The organism is Paenibacillus sp. J31P13 (assembly GCF_056269295.1).
The window spans coordinates 276763-289015 of the sequence record NZ_JBWDNR010000005.1 but is presented as its reverse complement, the minus strand read 5'-3'; the positions used below and the strand labels follow the sequence as shown (position 1 = coordinate 289015).

Annotated in this window: 12 protein-coding genes; 9 read left to right on the top strand and 3 right to left on the bottom strand. The window is 45.8% G+C overall.

Features of this window, described 5'->3' with window-relative positions; all coding sequences use genetic code 11:
• Positions 1 to 98: 98 nt before the first annotated feature.
• Genes AC0YOD_RS18605 through AC0YOD_RS18580 form a run of 6 tightly spaced genes read left to right on the top strand, consistent with a single transcriptional unit; the run spans position 99 to position 6847 of the window.
• Entirely contained in the window at positions 99 to 1469 is a 1371-nt protein-coding gene (locus AC0YOD_RS18605; RefSeq protein WP_475800822.1) for a YheC/YheD family endospore coat-associated protein, read from the top strand.
• An 11-nt stretch (positions 1470 to 1480) separates the two neighbouring features.
• Complete coding sequence (locus AC0YOD_RS18600) at positions 1481 to 2704, top strand: YheC/YheD family endospore coat-associated protein (protein WP_475800821.1); 1224 nt, start codon at positions 1481 to 1483, stop codon at positions 2702 to 2704.
• Positions 2701 to 4080 (top strand): YheC/YheD family endospore coat-associated protein, encoded by a 1380-nt coding sequence (locus AC0YOD_RS18595; protein ID WP_475800820.1) that lies wholly within the window; start codon positions 2701 to 2703, stop codon positions 4078 to 4080. Before AC0YOD_RS18600 ends, AC0YOD_RS18595 begins: the two co-directional genes overlap by 4 nt.
• A complete protein-coding gene (locus AC0YOD_RS18590; protein WP_475800819.1) occupies positions 4080 to 5234 on the top strand; it encodes a YheC/YheD family endospore coat-associated protein in 1155 nt (384 codons plus the stop codon). The genes AC0YOD_RS18595 and AC0YOD_RS18590 overlap by 1 nt, the downstream gene beginning before the upstream one ends.
• Position 5235: 1 nt before the next feature.
• Positions 5236 to 5733 carry a GNAT family N-acetyltransferase gene (locus AC0YOD_RS18585; protein WP_475800818.1) on the top strand — a complete coding sequence of 166 codons (498 nt, stop codon included), beginning with the start codon at positions 5236 to 5238 and terminating at the stop codon, positions 5731 to 5733.
• Positions 5690 to 6847, top strand: a complete 1158-nt coding sequence (locus tag AC0YOD_RS18580) for a YheC/YheD family endospore coat-associated protein (protein WP_475800817.1) — start codon at positions 5690 to 5692, stop codon at positions 6845 to 6847. Before AC0YOD_RS18585 ends, AC0YOD_RS18580 begins: the two co-directional genes overlap by 44 nt.
• 141 nt (positions 6848 to 6988) lie before the next feature.
• On the opposite strand, the gene AC0YOD_RS18575 is transcribed toward AC0YOD_RS18580, so the two are convergent.
• Positions 6989 to 7663, bottom strand: coding sequence for an HAD family hydrolase (locus tag AC0YOD_RS18575; RefSeq protein WP_475800816.1), 675 nt, complete (start codon positions 7661 to 7663; stop codon positions 6989 to 6991).
• A gap of 71 nt (positions 7664 to 7734) precedes the next feature.
• On the bottom strand, positions 7735 to 8028 hold the full coding sequence (locus AC0YOD_RS18570) for a transposase (RefSeq protein WP_475800815.1): 294 nt from the start codon (positions 8026 to 8028) through the stop codon (positions 7735 to 7737).
• Between the two features lie 158 nt (positions 8029 to 8186).
• On the opposite strand from AC0YOD_RS18570, the gene AC0YOD_RS18565 reads away from it, so the two are divergent.
• Positions 8187 to 8951, top strand: coding sequence for a TspO/MBR family protein (locus AC0YOD_RS18565; RefSeq protein ID WP_475800814.1), 765 nt, complete (start codon positions 8187 to 8189; stop codon positions 8949 to 8951).
• Between the two features lie 82 nt (positions 8952 to 9033).
• Positions 9034 to 9816 carry an archaetidylserine decarboxylase gene (gene asd, locus AC0YOD_RS18560; RefSeq protein ID WP_475800813.1) on the top strand — a complete coding sequence of 261 codons (783 nt, stop codon included), beginning with the start codon at positions 9034 to 9036 and terminating at the stop codon, positions 9814 to 9816.
• A gap of 80 nt (positions 9817 to 9896) precedes the next feature.
• Here asd and AC0YOD_RS18555 read toward each other — a convergent pair whose 3' ends face one another.
• The gene (locus tag AC0YOD_RS18555; RefSeq protein ID WP_475800812.1) at positions 9897 to 10682 is read right to left on the bottom strand and encodes a helix-turn-helix domain-containing protein; all 786 of its coding nucleotides are present in this window, start codon (positions 10680 to 10682) and stop codon (positions 9897 to 9899) included.
• 233 nt (positions 10683 to 10915) lie between these two features.
• Here AC0YOD_RS18555 and AC0YOD_RS18550 point away from each other — a divergent pair, with 233 nt between their 5' ends.
• Complete coding sequence (locus AC0YOD_RS18550; RefSeq protein ID WP_475800811.1) at positions 10916 to 12220, top strand: aminotransferase class I/II-fold pyridoxal phosphate-dependent enzyme; 1305 nt, start codon at positions 10916 to 10918, stop codon at positions 12218 to 12220.
• The last annotated feature ends 33 nt before the right edge of the window (positions 12221 to 12253 follow it).

The window sequence follows — 12253 nt, the reverse complement described above, 5'->3', positions numbered from 1 at the left end:
ACGTAGGTAGATGTCCTCATATGATGAAGTAATTCGTGTTATACACCTAAGGCCGCTTACCTCTTATCGTCATCCTCCTGCTTGGAAGGAGATTTATGATGCTCAAATCGAAAGTAGCCGTACAGGTGATCAGCTCTGGCTTGCTTCCGGAAGATACGCTAATGCTTGGTGAAACACTCGTAAAACAGTGGAAGATTCCTCACGGTCAGCACATTCGCCTGAAATTTGGTGCCTTTTCACAAAATGTGAAGATTATTTCTGTAGCGAAATATGACGGAATGAGGATCAGCCAAAGCTTAGCTAGAAAAATGGGATTGACAGGCGGAGCATCCATCCGTCTGCATTACAAATCAGGTGCGTCCACCCTATTGTTAGGTCCGTTAATCGGAGTGCTCGTTAGCCGCGATTATCCGCATATGCCTGATAAACCATTTGGCTCCATCACTATGTTTTGCAAAGAGCTTGTCGAAGCCTGTACGGCGCAAGGCGCGTATGTTTATTTTTTTACGCCGAATCAAATCGGCAGCAGTCTTGATATCGTTGACGGATGGATCTATTCAGATGGCTGGCAAAAAGTCAAAATGCCTGTTCCAGACGTGGTCAACAATCGTCTAACCTCACGAAAATTGGAGAACAGACCCAGCGTACAACATTTTATGAAAGAAGTAAAACAGCAGCATCGCACCAACATTTTCAACGAAAAGTTTCTGGATAAAACCGAGGTTTTCGATGCACTGAAGAAGGATGAGACGCTCGCTCGATATTTGCCTGAATCCCATACACTTCGGAACTACGCCATGCTGAAATCCATGTGCGGTCGCTATAACAATGTTTTTTTGAAGCCTGCTCGCGGCAGCCTGGGCAAAGGAATCATTCGCATTACTCAAGTCGATTCGAATAACTATCAAGCCATGTATGCGACCGCTGCTGGTACACGCAAGCAGAATTATACGAGTCTAGTTAAGCTCTTCTCGACCATTTCTTCGAAAATGAAAACCGTTCGGTATCAGATTCAACAGGGCTTGCAGCTCATTGAAATCCAGAAGAGACCCGTAGATTTCAGGGCGCTTGTCCAAAAAAACAAACTAGGCAAATGGACGATAACATCCATTGTTGCAAGAACTGCCGGCAGTCATCATTTTGTCTCCAACTTGGCACGCGGAGGTACGCTCAGCACCGCTCTAGAGGGTGTGTCCAGATCCAATCTTCAAGCTAGTGTAGGCAGACAAGACGCGGTGCAGCGCTTGCAGCAAGCTGCGCTGAATATCGCTCGCGGAGTAGATGAGCAGATCCCAGCACATTTCGGAGAGCTTGGCATCGATTTAGCGCTTGATACCAGTGGTCGCGTGTGGCTGCTTGAAGTAAATTCAAAGCCATCCAAAAACGATAACACACCGCTAAACGAGAATAAAATTAGACCTTCTGTTCGCATGATGATCCAATATTCCCGTTTCCTTTCAGGCTTTTAAAGGAGGTTACTATGCAATCTCAAACGGTCAATGTGGGTATCGCCGTTGCTTCTATCCGCCTCTCTAAACAAGGCGCCGAGGAGGTTCCGGTATTGTTGGAGCCTTCCTTCTATCGCGACCTGAGTCTAGCTGCAAAGCGGCTCGGCATAAACCTTTACGTGTTTTGTGCAGAAGGCTATCAGCAGCAAACAGGACAATTAAAGGCCTATTGCTTTGAACGAAATCACTTTACGCTACAGACCGTTCCCTTACCCGACATCATCTATGACCGTTGTTTCTTCACCGATGCCAGCCAGCGCATAAGATTCCGAAAGCTGCTGGCTTCCCTTTCGCAAAGGAAATCCTTTCAGCTTCTTAATGCAGCTCTCCCAGCGAAACTTGAAGTATATCACGCACTGAACCGCGACACTCTTCTGCAATCCTATTTACCTCAAACATTGAATTATCAATCATCAGATCAAATTATGGGTCTGACTGGGCTTCATCCTGAAGGCATTGTAATGAAACCGGCGTCCGGCATGCAGGGAAGAGGCTTGCTTCATATTAGAAAAAACCCAAATCATTCCACCTTTGAGGTGAATGGGCGCAGCAAACAAAACCATTCTTTTTCTCTTAGTTTTAAGGGTGAGCATAAATTCAATCATTGGATTAGTCGCTTCACTGGACGGACTCCTTACCTGATTCAGCCTTATCTAGAGCTTCGGGATGAGAAAGATAACCCCCTTGATATAAGAGCGCTCCTGCAAAAGGATGAGAATGGGCAATGGTCTCTCTCTGGCACAGCAGCCCGCTCCGGGCAAGCAGGCTCTCTTACATCCAACCTTCATGGCGGCGGTGATGCTCGCCCTGCCCTGCAGGTATTGAACGCCAAATTTGGCAGAGCTAAATCCGAACGTTTGCTAGAGGAAATCCATACAATAAGCAAGCAAACAGGAGCACGAATTGAGCAATCATTCGGAAGATTCGCCGAACTTGGTCTCGATTTCGGCATCGACCGAAGCGGCCGGCTATGGTTGATTGAAGTGAATGCCAAACCCGGCCGCTCATCCTTTCGACTCATCAGCGACAAGAAAGCAGAGCAGCTTTCCATTCAAAGACCGCTCCAGTACGCGCGATTGCTTTCAAGGCGCTTACAACCCAACTTTGTAGCCAATGAAACCGCAAACGGCCGATTCCATTTTTTTAGAACAGACAACCAATTACGGCCTTTCAACGTTCAGGAGGTTCATCAATGAGTTTGACAACTTGTAACGTACATTTCTCACAGCAGTCCAACAAGATCATTTATTTGTCCAGCCCGTTGCTGAAGCAGCTGAAGCTATCCGGCAAAAAGTCGGTTCACCTCAAGCTGGGCAACGAGGTCATTATTGCAGAAATCAAGCAGTTGAAACGCCCTGGCAATCACTTGTATTTATCATCAGGCGTTCGTCAATCCATTAGGGTGCCGAAGTCCGGTAATGTCTTCGTGCTCAATACCGGTGAGAATGAAGTGCAACTAGGTCCTCTGATCGGCATTCTAAGCGATAATAACAACCACTCGGAAAGCAACCCTTTTGGTCCGCGCACAGGATTCATTAAGCAAATTATCCGTACAGGCGAGAGTAAAGCTTATCTGTTCGGATTTACGCCAAGCGATATCAACTGGCAGCAAGGAACCATCAACGGCTATTTTCTTAATGCACAAGGCGGCTGGTACCGTAAAGTAGTTTCGTTGCCGGATGTTGTGTATAACCGTCTTCCAAGCCGTAAGGCAGAGACATCCGCATCGATTAACTCCCTGCGCGAGCGGTTTGTACGCCGAAAAATCCCTTTCTTCAACTGGAGCTTCTTCAATAAGTCTGATGTTTACAAACTGCTCGACAATGATCCGGAAGCGTTGAATCATTTGCCGGAATCTGTCGCAGGACCAACCTCAGAAAAAATAAAAGAGATGCTCGAGAAGCATCAGTTTCTTTATTTCAAGCCAACCGCAGGCAGTCTAGGTGTAGGCATCTACCGCCTCACCTATAATCCGAAGCGCGGTTACTTCGCACGCTATCGCAAAGGAGGTCAAAACGTACTCCTGCGTTTCACAAACTTCAGCAGCTTAATGCGCATGCTGCAAGCTAAACACGGAAGCAACCTGAATCATTACGTCATTCAGCAAGGCATCCGCTTAGTTGAGATTGATAGCTGCCCGCTGGATTTCCGCTTTCATATGCATAAAAACGGCAAAAACGAATGGATAACAGCTGGAATAGGCGCAAAGAAAGCAGGCAGAGGAAGCGTAACGACGCATGTCAAAAACGGCGGGTCACTAATGACACCTGAACAAGCGCTTGGAAAAACTTTCGGCGCTAAAGCAGATGAGGTATTAGAGAAAGCCAAGACTGCTGCCGTCAAGCTTTCAGAGGCTATTGAACGAAACTATCCGCATCGCCTCGGCGAGCTAGGACTTGATATCGGTATCGACAAAGATGGCGAAGTATGGATGTTTGAAGCTAATGCAAAACCGGGCCGATCCATCTTCAAACATCCAGCCTTGCGTTCGGAGGGCCGGGCATCTCTATCTTACATTCTTGAGCATTGTTTGTATCTTAGCCGCTTTCAGAACCAAGGAGGTAATGGCTAATGGACAGCTCGCTTCCGGCAGAATCGAATTTTAGAGAACTCCGCGCCGGCAGGACGGTTCTTGCCATTTTGACGATTGATGATGACTTGCTGCTCTTCCGAGGTAATCGAAGCAACTTTGCTGATTTGATTCGAACGGGTCAATCTATGGGTTTTATCGTCTACGTCGTGACAGCGAAAAATCTACAATTAACAAAAAACATTATAAAGGGCTTCATCTTCGATGAGGAGTCTGAGAGCTGGCTGCAGCGGCTCCTGCCATTTCCTGATATTATCTACAATCGAATCCCGCAGCGGGAGGATGAGATGCTCCCTGCTGTTAGACAAAAAATCGCCGCTTGTCATAAGCATCCGCGAGTGAAGCTGTTTAACCCATCCTTCTTCAATAAATGGGATCTATTTGAATGGCTTCGATTATCAAAGAAGACAAAACCTTATATTCCAACGACCCGCAAGCTTATTACGGTGACGGGACTCAGCCAAATGCTGCGCAAGCATTCCTATCTCTATCTGAAGCCGGAAAGCGGCAAAGCGGGAAAGGGCATCATGACCATCAAGGTCCAAAGCGAGAAGCAGATGCCCTATCGATTGAAAATTCAAGAAAACAAAAAAAGCGTCACCTATAATTGTTCTAGCATTAGTAAGCTTTGGAGCCGGATTCAGAAGCAAAGCGGAGACGAAGCCTATATAGCCCAGCAAGGCATTAAGCTAGCCTCCTTTAATGACCGAAGCTTTGATCTGCGGGCACTTGTTCAAAAAAACCAGCGCGGTCAATGGGATATAACAGGAATAGGGGCGCGTATCGCCGGACTTTCGAGTATAACCACCCACGTTCCACGCGGGGGGATGATCGAGGATCCGGAGAAGCTGCTTGTTCATTCATTTAACGAGGAGCAAGCGCGTAAGCTACTCATACAAGCAAAAAATACAGCAGTGTTAATTGCCAAACAAATCGAGCGCGCCTCGGGACAACTGCTTGGAGAAATGTCGATGGACCTGGGCGTCGACAGCAACGGGAATATGTGGTTTTTTGAAGCCAATTCCAAGCCGATGAAGTTCGATGAACTGCATATTCGTCAAAAATCTTTAGAACGCATTTTTCATTATGGAGCGTATTTGGTAAAAACAAAATCGGAAAAAACAGGAGGCGCATGACGTGGAACTGGAGCTGCTTACACCGGAGGCGTGGATATCAGAACAAAAAAGACTTATCGGCTATGCCATTCGATTCGGGGATAAGCGGCTTGCGGTCTCTACCATTCATACGCTGCGCAAGCTGGATGCCGCATTGCTGAAAGAGGATCACAACAACCTCTTTCATGCAGTTGCCGTTGTTGCTAAGCAAGCCAACCGAATTATTGGCTTTGGTTTTGCCTCGGGCAATGGTGAAGATGGCTGTATGGTCGTCGTTCACCCAGAGGCTAGAGGTCACGGAATCGGCAGCGCTATTGTACAAGCGATGATTGATCGACTTGGCAAACTGACCTGTAATGTCGCCACTGACAATACAGCAAGCATGGCCATATGCTTTCGGCTTGGCATGACAGCCGTCTCTATGCATAGAGGCCCAACAGGAAAACCGACGCTCCGTTTCGAAAGGGGAACCTCAAATGGCACAACCCGTCCTAGGCATTCTGACTTTGTACCTCAATGAAGCGGGCATGCTGGAGGAACGATCCATTTATCAAAAAATGACTACCGCGGGACGAAAAATTGGACTTCGCGTTTTCGTATTTACACCCAAAGACGTCAATTATAAAAAGAATCAAATTCATGCGCTTTTTTATGATCCCGACGAAGCGACTTGGTCCCGGAAATGGACTTCATTCCCTCATCTCATATATGACCGTTGCCGTATTCAAAGAACCTATCGCTTTGATCAGCTTAAACAGTTTCGAGCTCGCTATGGTTTTCTAACCTTCCTTAACCGCCCGCTTCGAAATAAATGGACGATACACCGTGTGCTGTCGAAGGATTCACGTTACAAAGGGCATCTTCCTTCCACTCGCTACGTCGAGAGCACGAGCGATGTCATTGAGATGATCAAGAAATTCCCGCTTCTTTATCTAAAGCCGATTAACGGCACGGGAGGCAGAGGCATTCTCCGCATCGAGAGAAACAAGGACGGTATGCTTAATATTCAAGGCCGCGATCGGTCGCGGCGGATTATAAAACCGCAGCAAATCTCAGTTTCTGCACTAAACAGTTACTTGACTCCTTGGAATTTGAAAGGGAATCGTTATATCGCGCAGCAAGGCATTCAAATAAAATTAAATAGCGGTCGCGTGCATGATTATCGCATGCTTGTTCAGAAAAATGCTGAAGGTGTGTGGGAAGTAACCGGTTGTGCTGGGCGAATTGGCGCATCAGGCAGTATTACATCCAATCTGCACGGGGGTGGCCGCGCATCCACGATGGGCGCTTTGCTTAAGGAATGGCTGCATGATGAGAAGAAGATAATTGAGGTGAAGGAAGAGTCCGAGAAGCTCGGGGTCGGAATTGCCGCATATCTGGAACAGAACTACGGAAGATTATGTGAGCTTGCGCTTGATTTAGCAATTGATCGCAAAGGAGGCATATGGCTTTTGGAGGTTAATCCCAAGCCAGCTCGCGAAGTGTTCGCACAAGCGGGAGAGAAAGAGGTTTACCGCAAAGCAATTGTCAGACCTCTTGAATATGCACTCTGGCTTCATAATCAAAAGATTCGTAAAAAAAACAAAGAAAAGACACTAGATTCTGATACACGTATCGATTTCGAGTTAGAATGAAACGTTGCTTTTGCTAAATAAACCGGTCTGCTACAAACCTTTTTTATAGTCAGAAAATCCTGCACCTGCAAGGAAGCGAGCGATGCCGCCGCTTCCTTGCAGGTGCTTTATGCTTATCACTTATTGATGAGTATACATCTATTATTCCAAAAGACCGATCAGCTCACGAAAATCGGAAATAAGCGCATCAGCACCCTCAAGCTCTGATGAGCGTCCATAGGTCGCATAGGCGCAGCCAATTGTCTGCAGTCCATTGCCCTTACCTGCTTCCACATCTGATGAGCGGTCGCCAACCATCCATGCCGATTGAATACCATGATCCGTTAACAAACGAGCAACTAAATCAACTTTGGTTGCCGTCTGATATTCTCCTGCACTGTACAGCCCATGGAATAGTCCAGCAATCCCTTTGTATTCCGCAACGCCTTTCACATAGTCCTCAAGTCCGTTGCTTGCCACAAATAGCTTTATTCCTCTATTCTTCAGCTCCGTTAATGTTTGCTCTACATACGCATATAAATCTCCTTCGCCTACAGCAAGCGCCTCTAGCTCATATTGCAGCAGCAATTCATCGGCGCGATTGCGAGCTGCCTCTGAGCCGTCTGGCATAACTTTTCGCCAAATATCATCCAGCAGCATGCCAAGACAGCCAAGCAATCTCTCTACTGGCGGTGTCGGATGGGGATATAACGCCTCCTCCCGAAGTGTCTCGAACACACGGTGATGGACGGGTATTAACAACGTATCGGTTTCAAACAATGTACCATCCATATCAAAAATAATGGCCTCCGGTTTTGGAAGCTTTTGCTCGTTCATCTAAGTTGCCCCTCTCCAAGTTTGTCCTAATCATACTGGAAGGGTAGATGCTATAGCAAGACTTTACCCCTCTATTTACGAACAAATAACGAAGCGGGAAGCATGACCAATCGTCCAATTGTATATGGACCCAAATAAGCACCAGCAACCAAAAAAAACGGGTTCACAAGCACCTCATGCACCTCTGTCATAAATACGGTATCGTGAACAATCGTTTCCCTAACAGCATCTGCCGCGACGACAAAAAATATAAATGCCGCTACAACAGCAGCAGCGTCAAACAACCGGCTTGCCACTCCGCTGACAAAGCTCACCCAACTAACTAGAACCGTTCCCAACGCCAGCGCGATGCCTATCATCAACATTTTACATCCCCCTTTTCTACTAGCTTCGGTTTATTGTCAATCGCTTAAACCATTAAAAAATCATAAAAAACAGCTCGATTGAATAAATAGAAGGCAAGTTGTTTACATATGAAAAGAGAAGATTAACTAAAAAACGTTGTAAAGCGGAGGTGCATGAGATGAAACATAAATATCGTTGGTGGAATATTATTGCTCTCGTTGCGGTTTTAATTGTTAACGGTCTAGCGGAATGGCTTCCGATCAATGGAAAGACGACTGGTGAAATATCGGCTCATTACCCGGTACTTATTACACCGGCACCGTATGCCTTTTCTATTTGGTCTGTTATTTATTTGCTGCTTATCGGCTTTGCTATATTTCAATTTAGACCACAAGCTGCCGGAAGCAGAATGTTGCAAAGTATCGGCCCTTGGTTTCTAATCAGCTGCTTATTAAATATAGCTTGGATTCTTGTTTGGCATTATGAACGGCTAAATAGCAGTATGTTCGTTATGTTGGCATTGCTTTTATCACTAATTATGATTTATACAGCTATCGGCAAAGAAAAGCTTAAGGCCTCAAGCGGTGAGAGACTGCTCATTTGGCTTCCGTTCAGTATTTATCTGGGCTGGATCAGCACCGCTACAATCGTTAACATCTCTGTCGTCTTATATGCTGCTAACTGGGATGGCTTTGGTTTGGCTGATACGGCTTGGACTATAATTATGCTGATCATCGCCGCTCTACTCGCGCTCTTTGTTGGGTTAAGGCATCTCGATCCCCCCTATGTTCTCGTATTCATCTGGTCATTTATTGCAATAGCCGTTAAGGAAGGACAGCAATCTGATATTGCGGCCGCTGCATTAATCGGAGCGAGTGTTCTTACGGCTGCCGCTGTACTCATACTTATTCAAGCTGGAAAAAGGAAGTCGAATGCATATTGATAAATAACACCGGATATGTCAAACTGTTTGGTGGGTGCGAGGATAAATCCCCCCCAGCAGGAGAGGACGTGACGGTTTACGAATGGCAAAATGGCTGCTTCGTTCCATGACAGAATTAAGCTCGCGCAAATGGATATCCCGATTAACGGGAAAATTCGCGCAATCGGGTGCTAGCCGTCGCTTTATTTCTCGATTCGCAACGACTTATGGCATTAAGATAGAAGAGGCAGAGAAGCCTTTATCTCAATACAAGACATTAAATGAATTTTTCACACGCAGGCTGAAGCCTGGACTGCGAGAAATTCATACCGATACGGATTCACTAGTAAGCCCTGTCGATGCGCTTATCACTGGCGCTGGTCCCATTACTAGCGGCACTATTGTGAATGTCAAAGGGCAGGATTATACAATTGAAGAGCTCCTTAACCGGTCTCCGAGAACGGCAAATTACTTGAATGGCTATTATATGGTGCTTTATTTAAGTCCAACTGACTATCACCGCATTCATTCACCCGTTAGCGGACACATTGTTGAACGTGAGCATATCGCCGGCAAGGTTTATCCTGTGAATGACTTTGGTTTACGCCATATGAGGCGGGTTCTGAGTCGAAATGAACGTCTCATTACTTACATGCAGCATGAGCAAGGTGAAGTCGCAGTTGTTAAGGTAGGCGCGATGAATGTGAGCAGCATCAAATATGTCATGCCTCTGCGTGATCAGCTGTTAAAGGGTGATGAGCTGGCATATTTTGAATTCGGCTCAACCGTGGTTCTTCTGACGGAGGACGGTTCGTTTACACCTCGTGAAGAAGGCTTGCTTGGAGCAAAGGTACGCATGGGAGAAAGATTAGGTTCACTTCAATAACATAAGCGTTTGTTAAGGCACAAAATCAAAACAGCCCTTTTCCTGAATAGGTTTCAGGAAGAGGGCTGTTTTGTCATTGCTTATCTCATATCAGATGGACTTCGTCCAGTATATTGCTTAAACTGCCTGCTGAAAAAGAAAATGTCACGATAACCAAGCGCATCCGCTACTTCCGTCACATTCATTCCCGCATGCATGAGCAAATGCTGCGCTCTTTCAATTCTTGTTCGAATGATATAAGTTTGAACCGACATCCCGATCATTTCTTTGAATCTCATCGAGAAATAACGCGGCGATAGCTGGGCTCTAGCGGCTAGATCCTCAACGCGATGTGCGATACTTGGATTTTGACGAACATAATTGGCTACCTCATGTATAGCTTCCGTTAACTGATTACTAGCTTTCTTCTCAACAGGTAATTCCTTGTCTTCCCGCAGTAAATGAATCATCAGCTGTTTAAGTACAAGCTGTGCTTCTTCCTCAGCTGCAAAGGTTTTAACGAGAAATAAACGTACATAGCGTGAAAGCATATATTCAAAGTCAACGGTATCACTTAGCTGTCTGTAACGATTTGGAACAGTATCAATCGGTTCATTGATAGCAAAATGTATGTAGGTCAAAACTAGCGGGCGCTGTGGGTGGTGCGTGGCACTTGTGAAATCACCCTTACGAAAGAGAAAACAGCTGCCTGGTCCCACATCGTAATGAATTCCATTTACTTCCACTTCCCCTTCTCCGCTCCATACATAAAATAAATCATAATTAGCCAGCGGTATTTCTCGTCTCGCCCATTTCCAGCTGGGCTCGCATACGATTTTGGCAAATGCGGGCAGCAGGACGAACGACTCAGGCGAAATGTGCAGCATAGGTCTACCTCCCATGTAAATCTATGCCGTCATCATACAACAGCAATAATCTTTTAGGCAAGCTGTCTAAAATTCAGAAAAAATTTGATCCCTTAATGGTTTGCAGTGTATAAAAAATGTTATAATATCTCCCGATAGCCAAAAACGGCCGAAGTAACTTATTTCGGTAATTATCATATTACATGAATAAATGAAATTCAAATGAAACAATTCGGAAGGATGGAATAAGGTCAATGAACCCACTTGCTCAGCAGTTAAACGAGACGTTGCAAACAGAAAATCCGAACGTCTATGCGATGTTGTCAGCTTTAGGCCAAGCGATTTATTTCCCGAAGGAGGGAATTCTCAGTCAATCCGCCGAAGCGAAGACAAAAGCAACTAAATTTAACGCTACAATCGGAATTGCTACAGAAGGCGGTCAGCCTATGCACCTTAAGGTCATACAGGATACCCTTACTGCTTACAATCCGAAAGATATATATGAATATGCTCCACCTGGAGGCAAGCCGGAGCTTCGGTCTGTTTGGCGTACCAAAATGCTGAAAGAAAACCCTTCGCTTGAAGCGAAAGGCTTCGGTACTCCAGTCGTTACGAATGCATTGACACATGGTCTTAGCATTGTAGCCGATTTATTCGCTGACGTTGGCGATGCTGTCATCATTCCTGATAAGAACTGGGAAAACTACGAGCTGACCTTCGGTGTTCGCCGCGGTGCTGAAATCGTAGAATATCCGCTCTACAATGAACAAACTCGCTTTAACAGCAAAGGCCTCCGCGAAGCGATGCTTGCTCAGAAGGACAAAGGCAAAGTAATCGTCGTGCTCAACTTTCCTAACAATCCTACTGGCTATACACCTGATGCTCAAGAAGGAGCGGAAATAATCTCAGCTATTCGCGATGCAGCTGAAGCGGGAATTAATGTTGTAGCTGTAACAGATGATGCTTATTTTGGTCTATTCTTTGAAGATTCCTTGCATGAATCTTTGTTCCCTCAACTAGCTGAGCTTCATCCGCGTGTGCTTGCTGTTAAAATTGACGGTGCAACGAAAGAAGAATATGTGTGGGGCTTCCGTGTAGGGTTCATCACTTATGCTTCCTCATCCGCTGCTACATTGGCTGCGCTTGAGCAAAAAACGCTGGGAATTATTCGCTCTACCATTTCAAGCGGTCCTCATCCTTCACAAACCTTCGTATTGCGTGCCTTGAAGTCGCCTGATTTCGATGCGCAAAAAGCAGAGAAGTACGAGATTATGAAGAACCGTGCCAACAAAGTAAAATCATTGCTCGACAGCGGCCGTTATGGTGATGTATGGGGCTACTACCCATTCAACTCCGGCTACTTTATGTGCCTCAAGTTAACTCAAGTATCTGCTGAATCGGTACGTCAGCATTTGCTTAACCAATATGGCATTGGTACGATCGCGCTTGGTGAAACAGATCTCCGTGTTGCTTTCTCTTGTATCGAGGAAGAAAACCTTGAAGAACTGTATGATACAATCTTCAAAGCCGTTAACGAATTGATCGCTGCCCAAGCTTAATAGAGCAGTAAAAAAAGAAACACCCCTTAGGGA